This window comes from Streptomyces sp. NPDC058663, assembly GCF_042716745.1.
Taxonomy (GTDB): domain Bacteria; phylum Actinomycetota; class Actinomycetes; order Streptomycetales; family Streptomycetaceae; genus Streptomyces.
The window spans coordinates 85,099-109,879 of record NZ_JBHXRV010000013.1 but is presented as its reverse complement, the minus strand read 5'-3'; the positions used below and the strand labels follow the sequence as shown (position 1 = coordinate 109,879).

The 24,781-nt window shown below is 69.5% G+C and carries 21 protein-coding genes and 1 pseudogene; 12 read left to right on the top strand and 10 right to left on the bottom strand.

The features are described 5' to 3' along the window. Window positions 1-37: 37 nt before the first annotated feature. Both ACFWVV_RS12310 and ACFWVV_RS12305 read left to right on the top strand, forming a co-directional pair. Window positions 38-1,330 (top strand): acyltransferase family protein, encoded by a 1,293-nt coding sequence (locus tag ACFWVV_RS12310; protein WP_384347341.1) that lies wholly within the window; start codon window positions 38-40, stop codon window positions 1,328-1,330. Window positions 1,331-1,400: 70 nt separating this feature from the next. Continuing rightward, window positions 1,401-2,681 carry a PucR family transcriptional regulator gene (locus ACFWVV_RS12305; RefSeq protein ID WP_384347344.1) on the top strand — a complete coding sequence of 427 codons (1,281 nt, stop codon included), beginning with the start codon at window positions 1,401-1,403 and terminating at the stop codon, window positions 2,679-2,681. On the opposite strand, the gene ACFWVV_RS12300 is transcribed toward ACFWVV_RS12305, so the two are convergent. From ACFWVV_RS12300 to ACFWVV_RS12290, 3 genes are all read right to left on the bottom strand, one after another. After that, window positions 2,649-3,632 (bottom strand): esterase/lipase family protein, encoded by a 984-nt coding sequence (locus ACFWVV_RS12300; protein ID WP_384347346.1) that lies wholly within the window; start codon window positions 3,630-3,632, stop codon window positions 2,649-2,651. The genes ACFWVV_RS12305 and ACFWVV_RS12300 overlap by 33 nt on opposite strands. Next, complete coding sequence (locus ACFWVV_RS12295) at window positions 3,629-4,480, bottom strand: SGNH/GDSL hydrolase family protein (protein ID WP_384347349.1); 852 nt, start codon at window positions 4,478-4,480, stop codon at window positions 3,629-3,631. The genes ACFWVV_RS12300 and ACFWVV_RS12295 overlap by 4 nt, the downstream gene beginning before the upstream one ends. A gap of 230 nt (window positions 4,481-4,710) precedes the next feature. Then, window positions 4,711-5,505: a polysaccharide deacetylase family protein gene (locus ACFWVV_RS12290; RefSeq protein ID WP_384347352.1), complete on the bottom strand. Its 795-nt coding sequence runs from the start codon at window positions 5,503-5,505 to the stop codon at window positions 4,711-4,713. A 168-nt stretch (window positions 5,506-5,673) separates the two neighbouring features. Here ACFWVV_RS12290 and ACFWVV_RS12285 point away from each other — a divergent pair, with 168 nt between their 5' ends. The 3 genes from ACFWVV_RS12285 (at window position 5,674) to ACFWVV_RS12275 (ending at window position 8,473) form a co-directional block, all read left to right on the top strand. Beyond that, on the top strand, window positions 5,674-6,369 hold the full coding sequence (locus ACFWVV_RS12285; protein ID WP_384347355.1) for a response regulator: 696 nt from the start codon (window positions 5,674-5,676) through the stop codon (window positions 6,367-6,369). Between the two features lie 77 nt (window positions 6,370-6,446). Further along, entirely contained in the window at window positions 6,447-7,892 is a 1,446-nt protein-coding gene (locus ACFWVV_RS12280) for a sensor histidine kinase (protein ID WP_384347610.1), read from the top strand. Further along, window positions 7,889-8,473, top strand: coding sequence for a hypothetical protein (locus ACFWVV_RS12275; protein ID WP_384347358.1), 585 nt, complete (start codon window positions 7,889-7,891; stop codon window positions 8,471-8,473). The genes ACFWVV_RS12280 and ACFWVV_RS12275 overlap by 4 nt, the downstream gene beginning before the upstream one ends. Window positions 8,474-8,493: 20 nt before the next feature. Here ACFWVV_RS12275 and ACFWVV_RS12270 read toward each other — a convergent pair whose 3' ends face one another. Next, window positions 8,494-9,111, bottom strand: coding sequence for an SGNH/GDSL hydrolase family protein (locus tag ACFWVV_RS12270; protein WP_384347360.1), 618 nt, complete (start codon window positions 9,109-9,111; stop codon window positions 8,494-8,496). 1,205 nt (window positions 9,112-10,316) lie between these two features. Between ACFWVV_RS12270 and ACFWVV_RS12265 the strand changes: the two genes are divergently transcribed. From ACFWVV_RS12265 to ACFWVV_RS12250, 4 genes are all read left to right on the top strand, one after another. Beyond that, entirely contained in the window at window positions 10,317-11,711 is a 1,395-nt protein-coding gene (locus tag ACFWVV_RS12265) for a cytochrome P450 (RefSeq protein ID WP_384422665.1), read from the top strand. A gap of 70 nt (window positions 11,712-11,781) precedes the next feature. Continuing rightward, a complete protein-coding gene (locus ACFWVV_RS12260) occupies window positions 11,782-12,867 on the top strand; it encodes a polyprenyl synthetase family protein (RefSeq protein WP_384347366.1) in 1,086 nt (361 codons plus the stop codon). Between the two features lie 61 nt (window positions 12,868-12,928). Then, window positions 12,929-13,951, top strand: a complete 1,023-nt coding sequence (locus tag ACFWVV_RS12255; RefSeq protein WP_384347369.1) for a hypothetical protein — start codon at window positions 12,929-12,931, stop codon at window positions 13,949-13,951. A gap of 556 nt (window positions 13,952-14,507) precedes the next feature. Further along, window positions 14,508-14,804, top strand: coding sequence for a helicase associated domain-containing protein (locus ACFWVV_RS12250; RefSeq protein ID WP_384347372.1), 297 nt, complete (start codon window positions 14,508-14,510; stop codon window positions 14,802-14,804). A gap of 449 nt (window positions 14,805-15,253) precedes the next feature. Here ACFWVV_RS12250 and ACFWVV_RS12245 read toward each other — a convergent pair. Next, window positions 15,254-15,718 (bottom strand): annotated as a pseudogene (locus ACFWVV_RS12245) (transposase domain-containing protein); the annotation flags it as partial. 336 nt (window positions 15,719-16,054) lie between these two features. On the opposite strand from ACFWVV_RS12245, the gene ACFWVV_RS12240 reads away from it, so the two are divergent. After that, window positions 16,055-17,233, top strand: a complete 1,179-nt coding sequence (locus ACFWVV_RS12240; RefSeq protein WP_384347375.1) for a GyrI-like domain-containing protein — start codon at window positions 16,055-16,057, stop codon at window positions 17,231-17,233. On the opposite strand, the gene ACFWVV_RS12235 is transcribed toward ACFWVV_RS12240, so the two are convergent. From ACFWVV_RS12235 to ACFWVV_RS12220, 4 genes are all read right to left on the bottom strand, one after another. Beyond that, window positions 17,158-17,490, bottom strand: coding sequence for a Tn3 family transposase (locus ACFWVV_RS12235; protein ID WP_384422661.1), 333 nt, complete (start codon window positions 17,488-17,490; stop codon window positions 17,158-17,160). The two genes, ACFWVV_RS12240 and ACFWVV_RS12235, sit on opposite strands and share 76 nt — an antisense overlap. Window positions 17,491-18,183: 693 nt before the next feature. After that, a complete protein-coding gene (locus ACFWVV_RS12230; protein ID WP_384347381.1) occupies window positions 18,184-18,621 on the bottom strand; it encodes a glutaredoxin domain-containing protein in 438 nt (145 codons plus the stop codon). A 246-nt stretch (window positions 18,622-18,867) separates the two neighbouring features. Beyond that, on the bottom strand, window positions 18,868-19,107 hold the full coding sequence (locus tag ACFWVV_RS12225) for a hypothetical protein (protein WP_384347384.1): 240 nt from the start codon (window positions 19,105-19,107) through the stop codon (window positions 18,868-18,870). Window positions 19,108-19,197: 90 nt separating this feature from the next. Then, window positions 19,198-20,487 (bottom strand): serine hydrolase domain-containing protein, encoded by a 1,290-nt coding sequence (locus tag ACFWVV_RS12220; protein WP_384347386.1) that lies wholly within the window; start codon window positions 20,485-20,487, stop codon window positions 19,198-19,200. Between the two features lie 488 nt (window positions 20,488-20,975). Here ACFWVV_RS12220 and ACFWVV_RS12215 point away from each other — a divergent pair, with 488 nt between their 5' ends. Further along, window positions 20,976-21,368, top strand: a complete 393-nt coding sequence (locus ACFWVV_RS12215) for a hypothetical protein (RefSeq protein WP_384347389.1) — start codon at window positions 20,976-20,978, stop codon at window positions 21,366-21,368. Beyond that, entirely contained in the window at window positions 21,365-22,003 is a 639-nt protein-coding gene (locus ACFWVV_RS12210) for an OmpA family protein (RefSeq protein WP_384347392.1), read from the top strand. Before ACFWVV_RS12215 ends, ACFWVV_RS12210 begins: the two co-directional genes overlap by 4 nt. A 1,052-nt stretch (window positions 22,004-23,055) precedes the next feature. Here the strand turns inward: ACFWVV_RS12210 and ACFWVV_RS12205 are convergent. Then, entirely contained in the window at window positions 23,056-24,612 is a 1,557-nt protein-coding gene (locus ACFWVV_RS12205) for a hypothetical protein (protein ID WP_384347395.1), read from the bottom strand. Between the last annotated feature and the right edge of the window lie 169 nt (window positions 24,613-24,781).

Genomic DNA, 24,781 nt, shown 5'->3' with positions numbered 1-24,781 from the left:
GTCCCGGCGCGGCCCCCGCCTCCCGGAAAGAACCCATATGCCCGCCCAGACCACTCCGCCCTCCCGGCACTCACTGCCGCCCGCCGCTCTGCCCCCCGCCGCCCGGCATGCCGCCCGCACCGCAGAGGGGGCAGCGGCGGTGCCCGCTCCTGTCAAGCGGCACATCTCGCCCCTGGACGGGCTGCGCGGGGTGGCCGTCCTCGGTGTCCTGTTCTTTCACGCAGGCCACTTCTCCGGAGGCTTCCTCGGCGTCGACCTGTTCTTCGTGCTGTCCGGGTTCCTGATCACCGGACTCCTGCTCAAGGAGACGGCGGCCCGCGACGGCCGCATCGACCTCCTCGCCTTCTGGGGACGGCGCGCCCGGCGTCTGCTGCCCGCACTCGCCGTCACCCTCGCCGGAACCCTGGTCCTGGTGTGGGTCGTTGGGCCGCCCGTCCTGCTGGGTTACACCCGCGAGGACATGCCCTGGGTGCTGGCCAACCTCGCCAACTGGCACTTCATCGCCGACCAGATCGGCTACTGGGACGCGGCAGACACCCGCGTCTTCAGTCACCTGTGGAGCATCGCCGTCGAGGAGCAGTTCTACCTGCTGTGGCCGCCTGTGCTGTGCCTGGTGACCCGTGGCCGTCACGCGGGCCGCAACGTCGCCGTGGTGGCCGCAGCGGGCGCCGTCGCCTCTCTGCTGCTGATGATCGCCCTCCTCGACCCGGTGGACACCACGCGTGTTTATGAAGGCACCGATACCCGCGCCTTCTCACTGCTGTTGGGTGCCCTCATGGCCTCTCCCCCGGCGACCCGGCTGTTGGCTCGGCTCAGTACAAAGGCCGCCGGTTGGGCCGGTCTGGGTCTGGCGTGCGGGATCGGCGCGTACTGGCTGCTGGCCGACGGGCAGCAGTCGCCTTCCCTCTTCCAGGGCGGCCTCTTCGCCCATGCACTGGCTGCCGCCCTGCTCATCGGCTGCGTCGCCCACGCCCCGGGCACCCCGCTGGGGCGTGTCCTGGGGAGCAGCCCGCTGCGCTGGGCAGGCTTGATCTCGTACAGCCTCTATCTGTGGCACTGGCCGGTGTATCTGTTGCTGAGCGAAGAGCGCCTGGGGCTGGCGGGTGGGAGCCGCACCGCTGTGGTGGTGGCCGTATCCGGGGCTGTTGCCGTGCTGTCCAAGGTGCTGGTGGAGGACCCGGTCCGCTTCCGTGCCCGCTGGGCCACGGGCCGGACCGGTGCGGCGGCCCTCGCGGTGACGCTCGCCGCGCTGGTGGTGCTCTGGGCGGTCGTGCCCCAGCCTCGGGCGGGCGCCGGGTCCGTCGACCTCTCTCAGCTCACCGACGGCTGAACCGGCCCCACCGTTGGTGATCGAGTGGGATGATCGGCTGAATCCGCGGGGCGAGAGGGGTGGGGGCGAGGTGACGAGCGGGGACTTCAGCGTGGGGGGCTGCCTGCTGCACGAGCGGCTGTCGGCAGGTCTGGCCGCCTACACCGACCTGGTGCTCGGCGAGGTCACCGTGCGGGTTCCGGCGTACGGTCTGCTGCCGGGGGAGGAACTCGGCGGCGACATCCGGCGGGTGATCGAACAGACACTGCGGTCGTTCATCGACGTCCTGCGGACGAAGGAACTTCCCTCCCGCGACGAGCTGGTGTTTCTGCGGGAGTCGGCCGCACGTCGTGCCGAGGAGGGCATCCCGATCGATGTGGTGCTGACCGCGTACCACGTGGGCATGCAGGTGGTGTGGGAATCTCTCACCCCTCATGTACGGCCGGAAGAGGTCACGGACGTGCTGGCCGCCAACGCCCTGGTCCTGCGCTACCTGGAGCTCGTCGCGCCCGCCGTGGGGGCCGGCTACCTCGATGCCCGGCAGACGGTGTTCGACGACGAGCACTCCGCACGCTGCGCCCTGCTGTCCGCCCTGCTCGAGGGCGAGCCGGCCGACGCGGCGGCGACCCGGGCGGGACTGTCGCTGCCGCCCGGCTTCCTTGTGCTTGCCCTCGCGGTGGGGACCCACCCCGACGAGCGGGCGGACGGGGTGGACGGGGCGGTGGCGGGCCGCCGCAAACTCCGGCGTCTGCGCATGGAGTTGGAACGGCATTTCCGCGGTCCGGTGCTGTCCTCGCTCACCGCGGACGGCGGCATCGCCCTGTTGCCGACCGAGGCAAGCACCACCGCCCCGACCGTGGGCGAGTGGTCCCGCCTGGGGCGGATGGTGGCCGACCTCGGACGGGCAGCCGGAGCGGAGGTCACCGTGGGGGCCGTGGCGGCCGAGCCTGCCGCTGTTGCGCGGGCTGCGGTCACGGCCCGCGAGGTGCTGGAAGTCGCGCAGCTCCACGGTCGCCCGCCCGGCCTCCACCGGCTGGAGGACGTACTGCTGGAGTTCCAGCTGTCCCGCCCCAGCGAGGCCCTCGGCCCCCTCGCGAACCTTCTCGCCCCGATCGGTGACGACCCGGAACTGCTGCGGACGCTGGAGACGTACCTGCGCAGTGCAGGGCGGCGGCCCACGGCCGCCGCCCTCCACGTCCACCCCAATACGGTGGACTACCGACTGCGCAAGATCGCGGACTTGACCGGTGCTGACCCGCTGAGGATCGCCGACGTCGCGTTGCTCCGTGCGGCCCTCACGGCCCGTACGGCCCGCTCGGCCGCCGCGCGCCGGGGCCGGTCATCCGCCGAAGACCGGCCAGACCGGGGCTGAGCAGTCCGGGGCGCGCGCGGTGCCGGGATCGAGCGCGTTCAGCACCTCGCGCAAGGCCACGTGGTCGAAGGCCAGCGCGAGGTGGTCGCTGAAGTCGTTGGCGCACCGGCTCTGAACGGTGATGTTGCGGGCGCCGGGCCCGTCGAGGAACTGCGAGGTGTACGGGGTGACCACGGGGTCGTACTGGGTGGCGAGGGTGGTGTAGCGCACGCCGGGCACCGTGTCGGGCAGGGAGTTGAGGGTGTTGATGAAGTCCGAACCGCGCAGCTGCTGGCGGGCGGCCGGATCGAGGGCGGAGGCGAGACCGTCGAGGGCGGGGAAGATGCGGAACAGGGCTCTGATGCCCCTGTCGAACCCCAGGGCCGTCGAGCCATGGCTGGTGGGGGCCAGGCCCACCAGGCTGTCCACCTTCGGTGCCCCGCCGAGAAACTTGACGTAGTACTGGGCCAGGGTGCCGCCCTGCGAGTGGCCCACCAGATCGACCTCGCGGGCACCGGTGACGGCCAGAACGCGGTCGACGAAGGCGGCCAGTTCCCTGCCCGAAGTGGGGATGTCCCCGGTGCCGCCCACCTGGCCTGCCTTGAGGCCTCCGTAGTTGAGGGCGAAGACGCAGTACCCGTTGTTCTTGAGCAGCGGGGACAGGGTGTTCCAGTTGATGGCCATGTTCACGTGCGTGCCGTGCAGCAGGACGACCGGGCGGGGGCGGACCGTGCTGCGGCAGGTGAAGTCGTTGGCACCGGGAGGGGAAGCGCCGGGGCTGGCGAGCGACGCGGTCACCCCCGGCACGGAGTGGTAGACCACCGGCAGTGCGCGCTGTGCCCGGTCACCGCGTTCGCCGGCGACGGCGGGGGCGGCAGCGCTTCCGGCGAGCGCGGCCAGGACGAGGAGCAGGAGGGCGACGAGGCGGGCGGGGACGTGTGCGCGGGCGGACGGGACGCGTCGGCCATTCATCGGGCTGCCGCCGCGACCGCGTTACCGACGACGGCCATGCCCTGGGCGTTCGGGTGCAGAGGTGCGGCCGCGTGGGAGGGGATCAGCCCTTCCAGGTAGCGGTCCTTGGGCGGGGCGCAGATGTCGTGCCCGACCGTGAGGGCCGCGACGTCGACGAACCGTGCGCCGTGCAGGTGTGCCTGTTCCCTGGCAGCATTGCTGATCTTGATCATGACGCCCTGGAGGTAGTTCGCGTCGCGCGCCCAGACGGGCTGGACGGGGTGGCAGCCGCCCTCTCGGATGTACGTGCCGTAGCCGGTGACGATGACCGTGGCGTGCGGGGATCGCCGCTTGATCTCCTTCAGCGCTGTTGCGAAGGCGGGAGCCCATGCCCTAACCGACTCGTCCAGCTTGTCTTTGCCGCCGGAGGTCAACCGGTCGGCGCAAGAGCGTCCGAAGGGCTCGGGGAGGACGTTGACGCAGCCGAGTGCCTCCTGGAAGAGGCCGATGTCATTCGCACCGACAGTGACTGATACCAAATCCGTTCCGGGCCGCAGAGCGTCGAACTGCGGTGCCAGCAGACCGAGCCGCCGTCCGGTGAAGTCCTTCGTCGTGGCCCCGGAGCAGCTCACGTCGGTGAGCCGTGCGCCGAGCGCCTTCGCTGCGAGGGCCGGGTAGTTGCGGTGCGAGCGCAGGCACAGCAGGTTGATGTCCTGCTGGGGGATCAGTGGTCCGGCCGCCGCCGAATCGCCCAGTGCGACGTAGTGCGGGGGTTCTGGGGCAGCGGCCTGGGCCGGGGTGGACATGACGGCCGCGACCGCCGCGGCGATCGCGACCCAGCCTGTCCTGAATCGTCCGGGGAATCTCACGCCGACCTCCGTCATCGTTGACCGTCCGAAGTACCGCGCCTCACATCCTGGGGGACCGGCGAGGAAACGGAGGCGCAACGTACTCCAGAGTCGGTGCCGCGCTTTTGTGATATGTCACAAGGCCCTTGAGGGGGGCGTGCCTCTTGGCGCGGCTCGACTCGCCGATACTCCGCAGCGCCGCGGGCGCCTGTGCCGTGCCCCCTTTGCCCAGCCGCCCTATCGTGCTTTGCTCAGCCGCCCTGCGGAAAGCTGAAGGTGTACCCCTGTGCGGTGAACCACGGCAGCAGTTCCTCCAGCGCGCTCATCGTCTGAGCGCGGTGGCCGCCGCCGTCGTGCAGGAGCACGGTCAGTCCTTTGGACAGCTGGTTCTTGACCGCGCGGACGATGACGTCGGCGCCGGGCTGCCGGTAGTCGCCGGGGTCGACGTTCCAGCCCAGGCTGCGCATCCCGTGCGCGGCGGCTATCCGGCGGCTCTCCGGGGTGAAGGCGCCGCCCGGGGCCCGGTAGTACCAAAGGCGCGCACCCCCGGAGGCATGGTCGATCATCCGCTTCGCGCCCAGGATTTCCTTCTCCTGGTAGGCGACCGGCCGGTGGTCCATCGCCGTGTCGTGGCTGACGGAGTGGTCGCACAGGCGGTGCCCCTCGGCGACGATACGCCGGACGAGGTCGGGGTGGGCTGCCGCGTTCGGGCCAGTGACGCAGAAGACCGCTTTCGCGCCGTGCTTCTTGAGCAGGTCCAGGGCGAGTGGGGTCCACCGCGGGTCCGGTCCGTCGTCGAGGGTGAGGTTCACCGTGCGCCCGGCGTCCTCCGAGTCCCGCACGATCGCCATGTCGACCGTGGGCGCCGGCAGACCGGTGGTCGCTTGCGGCCCCTGTACGGCGGGGGGCGTGGTCCCGGAGGAGAAGAAGAGGCCGCAGGCCGCCGTTACCGACAGGGCCGCGGCCGCAGCGGCCGTCACCCGCCGCCGGACAGGACGGGGAGCAGTGGGGGTGGCGGGCGCGGAGGAGGGCGGTGTGGGGTTCATACGTCCCACCCCACCCAGCGCCTCCTCGGTCCGGGAGGGCCGTCATCGTTTCGTCACAGTACGGGGGAATCTGCGTCATATGCTTCGAGCACCCTGGTGGCACAAGCGCCCCCGCGCTCACCCGTCCCCACCCGATCACCCTCCTCCCGCCGGAAGGGCGCACCACCCATGGCACGAGTCCTGCTCATCGAAGACGACCCCGCAGTGCAGAAGGGCGTCGCCCTCGCCCTGAAGCGGCGCGGCCACGACACCGAGGTCGCGGGCAGCGGGGAGACGGGGCTGCTTGCCCTGGACCGGTACCGGCCCGACCTCGTGCTCCTTGACCTGATGCTGCCGAAGATGAGCGGCCTCGAAGTGTGCCGCCGGATCCGGGAGAACAGTCAGGTCCCGATCATCATCCTCTCCGCGCGCGGCGACGAACTCGACATGATCGTCGGCCTGGAAGCGGGCGCGGACGACTACGTCGTGAAGCCCGCGAGCGGAGAAATCCTCGAAGCCCGCATGAAGGCGGTGCTGCGCCGCGTCGCCCCCGCACAGGAGAGGGGCGTTCCCTCCTTGGGCGTGGAGGAGTTCGCGGGCCTCACCGTGGACCGCACCTCCCTGCTCGTCACCAAGCACGGCAGCGAACTCACCCTGGCACCCTCGGAGTTGAAGCTCCTGTTGTTCCTGAGCTCCGCTCCGGGCCAGGTCTACAGCCGCCAGCAGCTCCTGGAACAGGTCTGGGAGCACTCCTTCTACGGAGACGTACGCCTCGTCGACGCCTGCGTGATGCGGCTGCGCGGCAAGATCGAGGACGACCCCCGCCGTCCCGTCTACGTCCAGACGGTGCGCGGGTTCGGCTACCGCTTCGGGCCCTTGTCGTGACGCCCCGCACTCCCGGTGCTCCTCGCCCGGTCGCTGCCCCGGTCCCCGGGCACCGCTGGCTCCGCGTTCCGCGCGGCCTGCGGGTACGTCTGGTGGCCGCCTTCCTGCTGGCCGCCGCCTTCGGCGCGCTCCTCACCGCCGGCCTCACCTTCTTCGAGGCCCGCTCGGCGATCCTGCAGCGCACCCAGGACACCGCCGTGGACGACCTGCGCAACCAGCTCGACTCCCTCGCCCCCGACCTCGCCTTCCCCCCGGCAGCCGAAACCCTGCGCAGCCTCACCCTCCAGCTCGACCGGGCGGGCGGCTCCCGCCTCTGGCAGACCTCCGCCGCTTACCAGCAGGGTCAACTCGTCTCGGCCGCCCCGGGGCCACCGGTGCCCGACGGCCTGCGCCGCGAGGTCGAGACCAGCGGGAGGGCGGCCTACCAGCGCATCGAGCGGGAGGGCCGGCCCTGGCTGGCCCTCGGCATGCCCGTCGCCTACGCGCAGAGCCCGGCCCGTACCGGCGGCCCGCAGCAGCGCGCCGGCCGGCTCTCCGGTCTGACCGTGTACGTCTCCTTCCCCCTCGACGAGGACCAGGCCGACATCAGCGCCCTGGTCACCGCCGCACAGGCCGCAGCGGTTCCCGCGCTCGCCCTCGCCCTGGTCCCCGCCCTGTACGCCGCCGCCCGCATCCTGCGCCCCGTACGCCGACTGCAAGGCGGCGCCGAGCGCATCGCCGCAGGAGATCTCGACACGCGACTCGACGTCACAGGTCACGATGAACTCGCTTCCCTCACGCGCTCGTTCAACACCATGGCCGAAACCCTGGAGCGAGACGACGCCGAACTGCGCCGCATGGAGGCCGGGGCCCGCCGGTTCGCCTCCGACGTCGCCCACGAACTGCGCACCCCGCTCGCCGCCATGGCCGCCGTCACCGAAGTCCTGGACGAGGACGCCGACTCGGGCGTCCTGCCCGAGGACACCGCCGACGCCGTACGCCTGATCAGCACGGAAACCCGCACCCTGGCCCGCATGGTCGACGACCTCATGGAAGTCTCCCGCTTCGACGCCAACGCCGCACCGCTTCATCCGGAGGACACGGACCTGCGCACCCTCGTGGCCAAGACCCTGCAGACCCGGGGCTGGGCCGACGACCCCCGCGTCCGCACCGACCTCGAAGGACCGCTTCCCGTACGGGTCGACCCACGCCGCATCGACGTGATCCTGGGCAACCTCATCGGCAACGCGCTGCGCCACGGGAGCCCCCCGGTCACCCTCGCCGCCCATGCCCACGAAGGACACACCGTCGTCACCGTCACCGACCACGGCCCCGGTATCCCCGACGACGTACTCCCCCACGTCTTCGAACGCTTCTACAAGGCCGACACCGCACGCACCCGTTCCGAAGGCAGCGGCCTCGGCCTCGCCATCGCCCACGAGAACGCACTCCTGCACGACGCCACCCTCACCGCCGCCAACGCCCCACACGGCGGAGCGGCCTTTACTCTCACGCTGCCCCCCGCACCGCTGGAACAGCCATGACACACGGCCACCGCCCCGACCGCTCGCTTCACCAGACCCTCAGGGGGCTGCGGGCCGCAGCAAGCACCGTCGTCGTTCTGGCCGCCACGGCCATGGGATGCGGCATCGACACGACCGGGCCCGTCGACGCCGGCGGCCCCGCCTCGGGCGTTCCGCAACCGGGCACCGAAGCCCGCTCCGTACGCCTCTACTTCTCCGGCCCCTACGGCATCCGCGCCGCGACCCGGCCGACCGATCGCCCGCTGAGCCCACAACACGCACTCGACCTCCTCCTGGAGGGCCCCACCCCCGCCGAACGCCAGCGCGGCCTCGTCAACCAGGTCCCGCCCATGGGCGGACAGCTCACCGCGAACGCCACCACCGACGCCGTGGACGTCTTCGTCCCCGCGTCGGTCGGCTCGGGCGACCTCGACGTCGCCGCCATCAGCCAGATCGCGTGCACAGCCGCCCACGCACAGGTCCCCGGCGAAAAAGGGCCCGCACAGATCGACATCCGCATCCACGAGAACCTCGTCCGCTCCCCCACCCCCTGGACCCTCCGCTGCGGCCCGAACAACAACGCAGTGCCCGTCACCGACTGAACCCTCGCCTCCAGGCCCCGTCAGGAACAACCGATGACCGCGTACGACGAGTCGCCCGTCCACGAGCCGGTGGCCCACTGCTCGGCCGGGGCGAGCGCGAACCCGTACCGCTCTCCCAGCTGCTTGCCGAACCACTGGGCGAAAGTAGCGGCCGCCTGCTGGCAGTTGTGGATGCCGTCCCTGCTGCGCTGCGCCATCGCCCCGTCGGGGTCAGTGCCCCACACCTGCGAGGAATCGACGAAGTGGACCTTGCCGGGGTGATTCCTGGCGACCTCCCTCGCCGCGTCGGGCGCGGTCTTCAGTTCCACCGCGTGCGGCTTCTGGATCTCGTTGTGCTTGATCGGCGGGGTGGAGACGATGACGAGCTCGCCACCCACGTCTGCGACTGCCTTCGCCAGACGCTCGTACGCCGCACGCTGCTGCTCCCGGGGGCCCCAGTCGAACGCCGTGATCTGGTAGGCGAACACCTCCGGTCGAACGGACTTGAGCTTCCCGGGGAGCATCCTCCAGGTCTCCCCGGCATCCTTACCGGTCACGTTCCCACTGGCGGTCGCAGCCAACGACATGAACTCACCACCACTCGCACGGAGAGCCGCCCCGAGCGCCGGCGCCTCGGCCTCCGCAATGGAATCGCCCATCCACATCACCTTGGGCACTTTCCCAACACCAGCCTCGCTGCCCGCCGACGCTCCGGGACTCGGCGTCTTCCTGACGCCGCCGCTACCGGCCTCCTGAGCGGCACCTCCCCCGCCGCAGGCTGCGAGGCCGAACATCCCGACGGAGGCGAGGGCGAGGACGGAGCCAGTACGGAGGTTACGGCTGAGCTCGCGGGAGTACGCAAAGAGGTTCATGCCACCCAGCGAAACGCGTAAACCGGCTACGGCTGCACCTGATCATTATCCCGTCATCAGCCGAGAGAACTGCCGTCACTGGTGACTGACTGCCCGGTCAAGCGCGCCGCAGAGCAAGGGCGCCTCTCCCGCCGGCCAAGCGGGCCGACAGGCTCAGCGAAGAGCGTCCAGCAGAGCTCAACGTACTCGCCATGCGGTGTGCTACGACAACAAGGCACGTGAAGAGCAGTCGCGGTGTGGTCGTAGGCCATGTGCGCGATCCGTGTGCGGTTCGACGACGGCACGACCGAGGAAGTCCTGCCCGTCCTGTGGTCCATGCTCCCTGACACAAAGCGGGACGCGGACCCGGTGCGACTGGAGGAAGCCTGTGAGTCGCCGAGGTCTGGCGCCGCCTCGCGCGCCGGGTACACCGAGCAGTGGGCACGGAAGCAGACCGGGCGCAGCAGGCGCGCGGCCCGCCCGGAGAGGAAATGGTCAGCGACCGGTCTGTGGAGGCGGTACATCGGGGCACGGCTGGTTGTGCCGAGTGGCCCCAGCGGTGAGGTGGGGCGCGTCAGGTGTCCAGGCGGCGCTCGGTGAGCCAGATGACTCTTGGTCGCCCGTCCACCAGCTACCGCACCCCGGGCCGGGAGGGTGGACAGTCACCCCCGGACGGGGCGCACGACGGCGCACGACAGGGTGCCGGAGGCGGTCGGCGGGGCGCGCACAGTATGTGATTGTCATGGGCACTGCTTCGAGATATTTCGTGCGCCCCTGTTCGAGGGGTGTGCCGGGCGGGGCGGCGGAAAGGTTCCAGGATGTTCGGGAGGGGCTGTTCCTGCCGGCGGGCTCGGTGACTTCATGGGTCAGGTGTATGCCCGGAAAGGGCGACCCGGGTGACGGCACAGGCGGCGACCATCCTGCTAGCGGTCGCCGGGGCCCAAGGAGTGTTCGGTCCCTGGTGCTGGAGCTGCTGCTCTGGGCGCGGTCACTCCTGTCGTGCGGCTTTGTCAATGTATGCGGAGGTAGAGATGGGCAGCACGTTGGCGACCGCGCCGGGCTCGTTGCCGTGGGTCGGCCACGCCGTTGCGATAGTGAGGGACAGGTTCCGATTCCTCAGGTCCCTTCCGGACCACGGGGATCTTGTGTGGATCCGGATCGGCCCCTGGAAGGCTCTGGTGGTGACGACTGATGCACTGAGTGCGCAGGTGCTGCGTGATGACCGCACCTTCGACAAGGGCGGTCCGCTGTACGACCGGATCAGGGAGACGGGCGGCAACGGGCTCGCCAGCTGTCCATACGACGATCACCGGCGCCAGCGTCGGCTGGTACAGCCGTGCTTCCAGGCTGACCGGATCCCGGGCTACGTTCCCGTGATGCGGCGTCAGGCAGTGCAGATGGTGGATTCCTGGCGTGAGGGCAGTCCCGTGGATGTGCTGGTGGACATGAGGGTGATGGCTGCCCGCACGGCCCTTGCCACGATGTTCTCCGGTGCGCCGACAGACTCGGTTCTGGACACCTTGGTTAAGGAGGTCGATACCGTGCTGTCCGGCATAGTACGCCGGGCCCTCATGCCCGAGTGGCTGGCCGGGTTTCCCACCCCGGGCAACCGGAGCTACCGCAGAGCACAGGCCAGGACGCGAGAGACTGTTGCCGGACTGGTGGCCGGGTACCGGCGGCAGGAGTCCGATCGCGGTGACTTGATGTCCGCCCTCGTGGCGACGCGTGATCCGGAGAACGGCAACAAGGGCCTCTGCAAGAGCGAACTCCAGGATCAGGTGCTCACTTTCCTGGTGGCCGGCACGGAGACGACCGCCAGCACTCTGAGCTGGGCGCTGCACCTGGTTGCCCAGCATCCCCATGTCGATGCACAGTTGTACGAAGAGGCAGCCAAGTTTCTGGGTAGGGAGGGCGACGCCTGCGCCGACCCCGCCCGCCTTGTGGTGGCACGCAACGTCGTCCTGGAGACCTTACGGCTGTATCCACCGCTGCCGATGCTCACCCGCGTCACGACCCGGGAGACAGAGCTGGGTGGACACACGGTCCCCCAGGGCACCACGGTGATCTTCAGCCCCTACACCGTCCAGCACCGGCCAGGGCTCTACGCGGATCCGGAAGCCTTCCTGCCTGAGCGCTGGGCCGACTGCGCCCCTGGCTTCCGGCCCCCACGCGGACCCTTCGTTGCCTTCGGCGGCGGAGCGCGCAAGTGCATCGGCGACACCTTCGCCCTCACCCATGCCACCCTGGCCCTGTCCTCGATCGCCGCACGGTGGCGCCTGCACGCGTTGACCGACCGCACGCCGAAACCCGCAACGAGCATGACCATGAGTCCCAGCCGTCTGCGTCTCCTGCCCGAGAAGCGGCACCCACTCACGGTCCCGGTCCACGGCCCCCCTGCCGGCAGGTAGGAACGAGGGTGCCGCACGGCCCACCCATGTTCGCCGCACCTGCGCAACGGTGTGCGAGAGGGAGTTGCTGATGGGCGTTCATCCTCTGGAGACCAACCCGTTCGATCCGGCCGGCATTCCCTCTCAAGTCGACACCGTCCTCGGGGAATTCCTCGCCTCCAAAGCCAAGCACGCGTCGGGCGCCTGGATGCCGACTGAGATCACCGACGTCCTGCGAAGCTTCATGCTCACCGGGGGCAAGCGTCTGCGACCGGCGTTGTGCATCGCCGGCTGGTACGCAGCGGGCGGCCCCGGCGATGCCGCGCCGATACTGAGGGTGGCGGCCTCGCTGGAGATGTTCCATGCCTTCTGCCTCATCCACGACGACATCATGGACCACAGCGCTGTCCGCCGCGGCCGGCCCACCGTCCACCGCACCCTGGCCGCCAACCACAGGCACAACCGGAGCCCCGCGGCTGCCGACGCGCTCGGCACGGGTGCCGCAATTCTCGTCGGCGACCTCGCCCTGGCCTGGTCGGACGAGCTGATCCACACCGCAAACCTCACATCAGCCCAGCTGACAGACATCCTGCCGCTGATCGACACCATGCGCACCGAGGTCATGTACGGGCAGTACCTCGACCTGACGACTACGGGACAGCCCACTGCCGACCCCGAACGCGCGCTGACAATCGCCCTGTACAAAACCGCCAAGTACACCGTCGAACGCCCCCTCCACATCGGCGCGGCTCTCGCTGGAGCCGATGAAGCGCTGCGCATCGCATTGAGCGCCTACGCCCTGCCAGTCGGAGAAGCCTTCCAGCTGCGCGACGACCTCCTCGGTGTATACGGCCACCCGGCACGCACCGGCAAGCCCAGGACGGACGATCTGCGTGAGGGCAAGCACACCGCACTCATCGCGCTCGCGCTGCGGCAGGCCGATGAAGCGCAGGGAAGGCTTCTTCGCGAGTTGCTGGGGAACCCGGCTCTCGAAGAGGACGGGGCGAACCGCCTCCGCCGCGTACTGACGGCCACAGGTGCCCCTGCGGCGGTGGAGCACCTCATCCAAGCGCGGTGCAAACAGGCTGAACAGGCCCTGCAACGAGCTGCTTTCCCCACTGACGTTGCACGGGTGCTACGCGAACTCGCACGTCGAGCGACCGCAAGGACAGCTTGATCATGCAGTCTTTGCCTCGCGTGGACGTCGAACACCACAACGGACTACAGGAGCAGAAACCGTGAGTGAAGACGCACACGGACAGCAGGACGGTACTGCGGCCGGGGAAGCCTACGGCCTTCCGTTCCCGCCCCGCTTCAACCCTCACCACGAGACGGTCCTTCCCCTCCATCTCCGGTGGATGCGCGAACGCGGACTCGTCACGCACGAGACCCTGGACTACTACCGCAGCTCCGCCTATCCGGGCCTCGTTGCACACGTCTTTCCGCACGCCGCACCCGACACCATGGAAGTGCTCTCGCAATTCATGGGGTGGATCGCTTTCTACGACGATCAGTTCGACGGCCCTGACGGCCGCGACCGGGACCGGGCCGCCGCCTTGATCCAAGGATGTCTGCAGGTCATGGACAGCCACCCCGCACCCGCCCCGGTGACCCGCCCCCTCGACCGGGCCTTCACCGAGATCTGGGCAGCGATGGTGGCCAACCGCTCCGCGCGGTGGCAGGAGCGGTTCAGGGAACACTGGCGCGCCTACCTCTGCGCGTACGTACACGAGGCGTCCATCCGCAGCCAGGGACTTGTGCAAAGTCTGGAGGAATACGACCAGCACCGCACCACGGCAGGTGCGATCCTGCTGTCCTTCGACCTCATCGAAGTGGCCGGCGGCTACGAACTGCCGTCCGCGCTCTACGACACGCCCCCACTCACGACGATGCGCAGCGACGCCGGCTACGTCATCTGCCTCGCCAACGACCTTGCCTCCCTTGCCCGGGAAAGCGACCTCGAGGAAGTCGTGGACAACAGGGTGCTCCTCCTCGAACACCACTACGGCATGACCCGGAACCAGGCGGTCTCGGAAGTCGAGGACCTCATCCGCACGTATGTGAACAGCTTCACCACCCAGACCCTCCGGCTGCGCCAGAGCCCCGCCTACACAACTGCCACAGCCCAAGCGCGACATGACACCGAACGCTTCATCCAGGGCATGGGCGACTGGATGCGCGGCAACTTCGACTGGCAGGCACGCACCGCGCGCTACCACGGCCGTTGGCAAGTCCTCGAACCGGGCAGGGAGAGCGGCTGAGCTTGCGCCCCTACACCTACTCACCGTAACCCTGCCCGTCAGCACCCGGTCGGGCTCCCTCGCGGCGCACCCAGCTCAGTTCAGGCAGACCGCGAGCACCTGAAGCACACACTCAGGTGCGAACAACCCGCGCGCGAGGACGACGGACCCGCTCTGCGGCACCAGGACGGCGGTGGGCGTGGGCCGGGACAGGGACGCCGGAGCCGAGCCCAACGAACGGCAGTCGGTCGAGCCCGCGGGGTCCTGGGATGGGTGTCCAGGGGCGGGGCCCCGGAGGCGAGCGCGGTGTGCCTGTCGCCGTGCCGCCGGACATCGACTCTCCGCAGGCCGAGTAGCGAAGGTCCTTGGAGCGGTCATGATTGAAGCCCGCGCAGACTCCCTTGCGAGGACCGGGAGTTGGAAGGACGTCGAAGTCGACGAGGACCGTGGTTCGGAGGGCCGGGAGCAACGGGGCGAGGCGCAGGGCCCGCGTGGGAGTTGCAGAAGTTCGCCACGCCGCGGGATCCGGCAGAGGGCGCGCGGTTCGTAGCGCCCAGGGTGCTGCACGCGGAGACCGATGAGTGGCAGTCCGGCTCGCGGCCGCGGTGCGGTACGCGAAGAACGGCGAGCTGAAGGTCCCCTACGACCACGTCACCCCGGGGAGTGGACACCGGGCGGGTTCCCGCTGGGGACGTGGCTCAAGAAACAGCGCAACCCGTACCGGGCCGGAGACCTGACGTCCGAGCGTGCGGAGCTGGAGGATCTCGGGATGGTACGGGCGCACCAGGGCCACGCCTTCGAAGAAGGACTCACTGCGGCCCGGCGCTGGGCTGCCAAGCACGGGCACTTCCTCCCTCCGGCCACCGCCGTCTGAAACGGGTACCCCGTAGGGACGTGGGCGAAGAACCAGCGCACCGCCGCCCGGATCGAAGACGCGCGCAGGACAGGCGGAGCAGCGCGAGGGTGAGCTGGCCGAGGGCGCGGCCGCGGGTGGGCTGTCGCAAGAGCAGCGAGATGCCCTCGACGAGATCGACCCTGGGTAGGCACCGGCCTGGGACGCCGGTTGGCAGCGCTACCTCCGGCTCGTGCAGAAGCACCTGGAGAACGCGGGCAGCGTGCCGATGGAGGCCGGGGAGGTCGTCGTCCAGGGCGAGGCCCCCCCGCGCTGCGACCTGTACCAGGTCGCAGCGCGTAGTCGTCGGACGGTCTCACCGCGTGACGCGTTGGGCAGTAGGCTCCACGGATATGTCAGGGTGCACGCCCGTCAGGGTCTCCACAGGAGGCAACCCCGCACGCAAGAAGTGGGGTGGGGTGGGTGGGTGATCAGTGACGCCATGGCCCCCGTCCTGCCGCGCCTGAATTGGGACCCTTACCGGCCTTTGTCCGCAGCCTGCCCAGCCCGGCCTCGTTGGCCCCCGTATCGGCGACCTGCAGTGTCGTCCCGTCGATCGCCATCAACCTCAAGCCCAGCCAAAACGCCCCGGGCGTCCGCTCCTCGGCCACCGCTGCTCCGGCATGGAGCAGCAGCTCACGCAGTGGTTCCACCCCCTGGTTCTGACGAGCGCGGAAGACCGCTGCCTTGTCCGGAACCCGCCAGGCACCCCACCCGTCCTCGCGCCGGACCGCCTCGGCCAGCGTCCGCAGGACCTCTCGGTACGGCTCGCCGGAGAACAACGCCCGCGCGAGCACGAAGTACAGCATCAGCCTCGGCGGCAGGAGCCGTACCCGTACCTCGCGCGGCTGGGACTTGGTCAGCACGGCGTCCACGAGCTCCGGCGGAAACACCTCTGTGAGGTCCCCAGCTCAATCCGGTCCACCAGCCGAGCGGTCATCGGACACCTCCCCCTGGTATCTGTTGAACCGCCAAATCACCCCAAAGTCAACGGCATTGTCGTTAAACGACAAGCTCATGAGCGGCGGGCCGACATCACAGCGCGGATACGGGGTTCGTCGTATCGAGGTCACGCCGCCGACCCCGCCCGTTGGCAGGGGACCACCGCGTCCGCGCGGGAAGGCCCCCCATGTCTGATCACCCTGGCAGCCGGTAGCGCCACGGCCCAGGCGGGGGTCCAGGCTCTCGGCCGACCACAAGACGTCTCTATATTCTGGCGCTAGAATATAGGCATGAAGCCAGACCTGTCCGCTGCTGAGCTGACGCTGCTGGGTCTGCTGGTGGAGCAGCCCCGACACGGATACGAACTGGAGACGGTGATCTCCGAGCGCGGGATGCGCGAGTGGACCGAGATCGGGTTCAGCTCGATCTACTACCTGCTGACGAAACTCCGGGAGAAGGGTCTGATCACTCAGACCGGTCCGCCAGGATCCGGGGGCGGCAAAGGACGCAAGGTCTACGCCGCGACCACTGAAGGACACCAGGCCTGCTCAGCGGCAGCCGAGGCGGCGATCGCGGAACTTCACCCGCTCTTCCCGCGCCTCCTGGTGGGGCTGGCCAACCAGCCGGCCATCGATCAGGAGCACCTGCTCGACGCGCTCGACCAGCGCGCGCGTGCCCTCGCCGAGCGCATCGAACACACCCGGCAGGCCGCGTCCAGGGAGCAGGAGGCTCCCGGGTTCGTGGACGCGATCTTCGACTACACCCTCAGCCAGCTCTCGGCCGAGCAGGTCTGGCTCACCCGGTACCGGGCATCGCTGGGCGATGCACATCTTCCAGGAAGAGAGACACCCGTGGCACCGTACGACGTCAAGAGGGAATGCAAAGCGCTCTACGCGCCCAAGAACACCACGTGGGCCGTCGTGGACGTTCCCGAGCAGCAGTTCATCGGCATCGACGGCACCGGCAACCCGAACACCGCCCCCGCTTACACCGCCGCGGTCGAGGCCCTCTACGCGGTCGCTTACACCCTGAAGTTCGCCAGCAAACAGACCGCCGACGGCGACTTCGTCGTCGCCCCGCTGGAAGGACTGTGGTGGGCCGACCGGCCCGAGGCGTTCACCGCCCGCGCGAAGGACACCTGGCACTGGACCATGCTCATCAGCATGCCCTCCTGGATCACCAAGGAGATGACCGAGGACGCCAAGCAGACCGCGCTGGCCAAGAAGGGGCTTCCCGCCATCTCCCAACTGCGGCACCTGACCCTGCACGAAGGCCTCAGCGCCCAGCTGCTGCACATCGGCTCCTACGATGAGGAAGCACCCGTGCTGCACGAACTCCACCACACCTACCTCGACGCCAACGGCCTGCGCGAATCGGGTCTGCACCACGAGATCTACCTCAGCGATCCCCGCAAGAGCGCCCCCGAGAAGATGAAGACCATCCTGCGCCAGCCAGTCGCACCACGATGACCGCACGTCGCCTCCCGCGGCAAGCTCTGGTCGTAGCAGCGCACGTGCGTGGAGTCGGAGGCGACCGCGGGCGAGCCCTGGTCCCACAGTTCGGTACTGCGGGCGGCGAAGGTGGCGTGCGCAGTCTGGACTGCGATGGCGCGAGCGGCCTCCACCGACAGATACCGGCGGCGTACGTATCTCAGTTGCAGTGTCGAGGTGCGCGAGCGCACGAAGCGGCCCGTCGCGGTCAAGGTCGACGGCGGCGGCGCCGACATGGTCTCGTACCCCCCTTTGACCGTCCAAGAGGGGGGCGACCGCGGTACGTCCAGGCCGCGGGGTCGGGGCACTGTGGCCTCGCGTCGCAGGAAACGCAGCACGACGACACATTCCCGAGAAGGGCCATCCTGCGGCCCAGGCGGACCGGCAGCCAAGCCAGGTTGCAGGGCATCAGCCATGAGCCGCCATCGGCGGGCCGCAGCTTCCTCACGACGGCCTCGGTGCTCTGCGCCAGAGCGGCGAGGAGGTCGCCATGCTCTGCCCACGTGCAGTCCGACGACGGCATGACCGAGGAAGTCCTGCCCGTCCTGCGGTCCGTCCTCACCGAGAAGGAGCGGGAGGCATAACCGGTCCGGCTGGAAGAGTTCGTGAACACCTACCGGGAACGGCTGGTGCGGCAGCTGTACGAGAAGTGCGGACGCCAGTCCCCGACGGCCACATACGGGCGACGCGAACTGCTCGCGCATCCGGTGTCGCTGATCGTCCTTGGAACAGCTGGTGGCGGTTCCTTCCCGGTACGCACTGAACGCACGGTGGAACACGGAACTGCCCGACCGGTGGCTCAACGACATCTGCGGCCTGTGGGGCATCGCCGAAGCGCTGTGAGCCGGGGCCTGAAAGCGGTGCGGGAACCGCGGGGTATGCGACGCGCTGGTGTCTACCAGCGCCCCTCTGAACTGCGCGACTTCTGATCACGCGGAGGGGGAAAGCTGTTCGCGTACCCATTCAGGATCGGGGTTGGTGTGTGGCTGGCCCGCTACGACGACGGTCGGCACGGTCTCGTTGCCGTCATTGGCTGCTCTCACCGCTGCCGCCCCTGCCGGGTCGCGCCAGATGTTGACCCAATGCAATTGGTGGGCGCTGCGGCCCAGCCGGATGCGCAGGCGTATGCAGTAAGTGCAGCCCGGCCGCCAATAGACGACCGGCCGACTGTCGGCCGCGCTACGGCAAAGTGCCTCCTGTGCTCCGAGTGACCTCGGGAAGATCAGAGGCGAGTTCACGCCGGCGAGTGCCAGGAACGCCAGCAGGAGGGCTGCGGCTGTGCCGAAGCTCCCGTTCAGGACCTGCCCGGTCGCGACGGCCGAGCCGCTGAGCACAAGAAGCATCGGCAGTATCCAAGCGCGCATCATGGCAGGCAGGCTATCGGTGAGTGGAAAGGCCCTTGAGCTTGGCCGCTCACCTGGGACCACATCGGAGCCCGCTGCCGCAGGCAGTGCACGGCGCACCCTCAGCCGCTGGAATGTGTCGGCCGTCGAGCACCGCGCCGGCCCGAACAGCGGCACCGGGTGCCCGCGCGGGTGGCTTTGGGCGTTCATCCCGTTTTCCCGTTCCCTCGTTTTCCGCGACAGGCGGTTTGTTCATCCCCGTGCCCCGTCTCACCGGCACACCGCTCTGAGCTCCCGGATCAGGGCGCGGACGCAGACGCTGGGGGCCGGCTCCGCGCGCCCCTCGGCGATCTCGCCGGCGGTGCCCGCGCCCAGCTCGCGGACGATGCGCACCTCGGGTTCGATGCCGGGCTGGCGGGAGGTGAGGCGTTCCAGGACGGACGGCAGCAGGTAGAGGGCGGCGCTGTGATATCCGGTTCGTTGTGCAGTAGGCGCCTGCCCCCGAGTCATCGGCACGTCTGTGCCGCCGGAGCAGGAGCAGGGCACTCCCACGGTGGATCCCGTTGCAGGCTACTGACGATCATCCGTGGCGTCCTGCATTCACTCGTCGAGGGCGCTGTACGTCGCCGCCCAGAAGTCCTTCGCCAAACGAGGAAAGTCCTGGCTGTCCTGCGCCGTCTGCGTGAGGAGAATTCCGGTCAGCTCCCGTGCGGGGTCCGCCTGGACCGTGGTACCGAGACCGCCGTCCCAGCCGAACTGGCCCACCGACGCGTGGTCGTGGCGTTGCGTACGGACCCCCATGCCGAAGCCGAAGCCTCCGTGGGTACCGAAGTGCTCGGTGAAGGCGTCCTTCTCGGTCTTCTGGGCGGGAGTGAGGTGATCGGTGGTCATCAGGTCCACCGAAACGCGGGAGAGTATCCGCTCGGATGCCAGTTCCCCTCCGTTCAGGAGCATGTGGTAGAAGGCGTGGAAGTCGTCGGCGGTCGAGACGAGTCCGCTGCCGCCGATCTCGAAGTCGGGTGCCTTGCTGTAGATGCCACCGACGGCCTGGTCCCAGACCACGAGCCCGCCGCTCTCCGGATCGTGGGCGTAACTGGTCGGCAGGCGGTGGATCTTGTCGGCCGGCACGTAGAAGCCGGTGTCCGTCATCCCCAGCGGTGCGAAGACGCGCTCCTGGAGGAAGCCGCCGAAGGACTGGCCGGAAACCCTGGCGACGAGGATGCCGAGAACGTCGGAGCCGGTGTTGTACAGCCAGCGCTCGCCCGGTTGCCGCATCAGCGGCAGCGTGCCGAGACGACGGAGCCACTCATCGGCACCAAAGGCAGGAACCGTACCGTCACTCCCCAGGCCGAGCTCGGTGATCGCACGCTGGATGGGGTACGTACCGGGGGCGGCCAGCACGGCGCCGAAGCCGAAAGTGAAGGTGAGCAGGTCCCGTACGGTGATGGGCCGTTCCGCCGGAACAGTGTCGTCGAGCGGACTGTCAATGCTGCGCAGCACCCGGCGGTCGGCCAGTTCCGGCAGCCACGGGTCGACCGGGTCGTCGAGCCGGAGACGGCCCTCCTCGACAAGGATCATGACAGCGGCTGCCGTGACCGGCTTGGTGGCGGAGGCCATCCGGAAGATCGTGTCCCGGCTCATGGCCGCTCCCCCGCCGGCGGCCTCGCAGTTCCCGAGCGCCTCGACATGACTCACGCCGCGGTGACTGACGAGGGCGACCAACCCCGGTATCGCCCCGGACTCGACGTGCCGCGTGAGGACTTCACGCAGCCGCCGCAGGCCCTTCTCCGACAGGCCGGTGCGCCCGGCGGCTCCGCCTCCCGGGCCCGCCACCCGCGCCCCGCTCGTGGACTTGGCGATGTTCTCTCCCGAATTCGCGTACTTCGACATGATGTCTCTCCCCCTTGGGCGTGTGGAACACCGCTTGACTGCGTACGATGTTCCCTTGATGCGCACACTGTACGCACAGGAGCGCGCTACATACAAGGGTCAGCCGACACGGCGCTGCGCGATGGCAGTTCGGGCGCACCGTCCACGATGCGGCAGCCGTGCGAGAACCTGGTGCCCATGTAGGGCTCTGGGACGCGGAGTTCGCATGCGTTACTGTGCAACGCGTCGCATGGGGCGGGAGCAGGGGGAGCATGGTGTACGAGATACAAGCGTGGAATGTCCGTGGGTACCGAAGTTGGCTCGGAATGGCCCAGACCGGGGCGAAGGCGGTCTCTGTCGCTTGCATTGCGGTCGTAACACTTTCGCTCAGCGGGTGTGGCAGCGGTGACTCGGGAGGTTCGCCGGACGGCAAGACGGCCCCGCCCCAGCCGAGTGCCGAACAGCCTGGTGCCCAGAAGCCCGGTGCCGCAGGCCCGGAAAGCTCGGGCGTGGAGCTGAAGGGCGCGAACGGAGCGGTGCTCACCATCCACTCCGTGCAGCGGTACAAGGGCGGCGTGGTGACCGTCCGCGGTGAGATGCGCAACGACGGCAAGGAGGCGTTGAACACCAGCCACTGGACCGGCGGCAACGATCTGTCACCGAAGAACGGCTACTCCTCCTCGGGCGCCACCCTGGCTGACCTCAAGGGCAAGAAGCGCTACTACCCGCTGCGGGACACCCAGGGCAACTGCCTGTGCAACCAGTTCCACACGGTCTTCCAGCCCGGCGCCAAGGCCCCGGTCTACGTCCAGTTCCCGGCGCCGCCGGAGGGCACGACGGAGGTCGACTTCGCCATGCCGACCTTCGGCACCGCCCCCGTCACGATCACGGTTGCGCCGTGAAGCCGGCCCCCACGGCACGCTCCGCCGCCCGGCTCGCGGCCTGCGTCCTCACTGCCGTGTGCGTGACCGCCCTCGCCGGCCTGCACCCCGCCCCTGCGGCCCGTGCCGATCCCTCCCCCAGCGCCCCGCCCCAGCCGCCGCCCGTGCCCGTCGATCCGCACGCCGCGGTCCTGGAGCTGAAGAAGGGCGCCCGGCTGGCTCCTCCGGTGGTCGTCGATATCCTCTCGGTCTCCACGGACCTGTCCGGCGACGCCGGGTGCGAGGAATCGAACGACAACATCAAGCTGACCCTCCAGTCCGAGGTCCTCTTCGCCAAGGACAGCGACAAGCTGAGTGCGCACGCCGACATCCGGATCACCGAAGCCGCCCAGGAAATCAGGCAGAACGGCCCGCGGAAGGTCATCGTCCACGGCTACACCGACAACCTGGGGACCTACGCCCACGGCAAGGCTCTCTCCGCCAAGCGCGCCGAGGCCGTGCGACAGGCACTGTCCGCCGAGCTGGGCACATCCGCGCTCACCTACGAGACGGTCGGCAAGAGCGAGGACAACCCCGTCGCGGACAACTCCACCGAGGAAGGCCGCAAGAAGAACCGGCGGGTGGAGATCTCGTTCGAGCGGGGCACCGAGGGGTAGGCCGCGAGCGAGCCGCGGGCCGGTCATCCCCCCGCCAGGGTCCCCTACGGAGACATACTGAGGTTCGGCCGCCGCGATCCGTCTTCCTCCTGGCCACTGCACATGCGCGCCGCCGGGCCGTGCAGTTCGTGACCGCTGCGATCCGGCACCGGAGCGGCATGCGAAGGTGCGCCGGCTCAGCGACGGGGGGCACGCAGCGAAAGCTGGTGCTGCTGCCCCCGCAGGTCAACCGACCCTCCGTTTGTACGGACGCTCACGCGCCTTGCACCCGCCCGCCTGCCCCGTACCACTTCCCGGCCGCCCCGGGGGCACAAGAGGTTGAGGATTTCGTACCGCAAGTGGGAAGACCGCAAGAGGGAAGCGAACCCGTGAACCTCCGTCACGTCCTGGCCGCCGCAGGGAGGGGGCGACAGCAGCGCTGGACACGGGTGCCGCGTCGGCCACGTACGCGGCCGACGCGACTGAGGAGTTGCCGGGACGTCTCCGCGGGCGAAGGCGGCCACGACGCACACCCCCCTTGCCCTGACCGGTCGGCGTCGGAGCCGAAGAGCGCGTCCCCGTCGGCTCCGCGTCGTGGTCGTGGTCCTTCCCATGACGTTCGAGTACAGCGCCGCCGCCATCACTGCCGAGAAACAATGGCGGGCATGCCGGACAGGCGTACGAGCTCAGCGGCCTGCCGTTGGTGCCGGTCGCCGAAGCCGAAGCCGTGGCCGAGGAATGGGGCATCGGCCGGTAGGCCGACATCTAACCCGGCGCCCTGGACAGCCTTGGGCACCCTTGGGCACCCTTACCGGCGGCGTAGGAAAGGTGTAGGGCCGCCGTCCCCGGGGACTTCACGATGGGCTTCAGGCGGGTGATCGCCGGCTGCAGCGTGCCGCACGAATCCGGGCTCGGCGTCCACGGCTGGTCATCGAGCGCGATCCGTCTGGATCCATGGCTTCCGCCGGCTGCGTATCCGAGGGAAATGACGCGACGGCATCCACGGCCCTTCCTCGGCCCCGGTGCCTTCCTGATCACCCACCGGCACGTCCCACGCCTTCTGTCAGGACCTCTTATGAGGCGCCTCCGTCCGTGATCTCGACAGTCGTCACCGCGTGGTCGTTGGCCGGATTGTCGTCGATCTTCTGGGACTTGCCGGTGCGGTGGTCCTCGCCGGTGAGTTCGACCCGACCGGTGGCTCCGGGGACGAGGCGGTCGATGCGTGCGTGCAGGGAATCGGGATTGCCGTAGGTGTCCAGGTAGCACCGGACCTTCTGCGGGCCCGCGTCCCCGCAGAAGCCGGCTTCGGAAGGAAGGTCCTCACCCCTCTGGGGCAGTGGGGTGACGCCTTCGGGCAGGGTCACCAGGAGCTCGCGGTTCCTTGTCGTGGTGTAGCCGCCCTGGTGCGCGATCGCCGCGGGCACCGCGAGGGAGATCTCCTCACCGATCCGGCCCTTCACCACGATCGGGGGCGCCTCCAGGTCGATTTCGGCGGCGGCCACTTCCTTGCCGAGGGTGTTGACGAACTCCAGACCGCCGCGGTATGTCTCCGTCAGCTCGGAGGGCTCGGTTCCCCCTGGCCCCGAAGGCGCCTTCTCCAGGCGCAGGGCGGGCCCCTTGCCGCGCGGGGCGTCCGGGCGCAGACCGATGCGTTCGTCGGGGGCGCCGGTCGGCCAGACCGAGTACGTCAGCGAACCGCTGTCCGCCGGCAGTCCGTCGGACTTCTTCGCCGTGGTGGAGACGACGGCGGCCAGCGGTTCCGGAAGGCGGTACACCTCGCCGTCGGTGACGGTTGTCGCGGGGAAGTCGCACTCCGCGAGGGTCACCGGGGGCACGATCTCCGCGGGCAGGGTCTCATAGCGGCAGTTGCCGTGCCGGTCGCGGAAGTCGGCGCCCTTGATCTCCAGTTGCACGGTGACGCCGGTGACGGGCAGGTCGCCGCGGTAGACGAACTCCGGGTTGAGGTCGAAGGAGGAGCCGGGCACCCGGTCGGGGGAGCGCCGCACGGGCCGCTTGAGGAACAGCGGGGAGCCGATGAGGACGCGGGTGGAGCGGGTGAGGGGCGGGCCTTCCTTGCGGTGGACCGACAGGTTGATCCGGCCTGCCTCACCGCGGGGGGCACCCGGCCTGGCCCGCAGCCAGAAGGGCGGACCGGACTGCCGCTCGGCGGTCGCCGGGCAGGTGACGACGTAGTCCCGCCGGGTGCAGCCCTTGCCAAGGCCGGGGCCGATCTCCAGCCGTTCCTTGAGCGGGGTCGCGTCGTCGACGTTCTTCACGTCGCGCGTCGGGTCCGTGGTGTTCACCTGGACGTACTCCGCCTTGTAGCGCCCGTTGTACGTGGTCGAGTCGTCGACGGACGGTATGTGGAGCCGGTCCGGAACGCGCCACCAGTCGTCCGTGCCGTCGCCGGACGCCGGGCTGAGCGCCGGGGCAGGCGTGGTCACCGGGGCGTGGACGGGCGTGTCGGAAGCAGGCTTCCGCTCCGGCCCTCCGTCGTCGGCCCTGCCGCAGGCGCTCAACAACAGCAGGAACAGAGCGGTGGCGGCGGCCTTGTATGCGCGGGGCCGGGACCCCGCGCGCCGGTCGAGGCGCTGCTGCCACCACCGGGAGTGTGGTGCTGCGTTATCCATGGCAGGTACGACCCGGGCATACGTACGGAGGTTGCGCGCCCGCACGGAGACTGCGCAACTTCCTTACGTCTGCACATCTGCGCACCTGGACGCCCTGATCGCCATCGGCGAGCACGGGCTCGCGGGCCCGGCCGGCGGCCGGGGATCCGGCGCCGCTGCGCGACGTCCC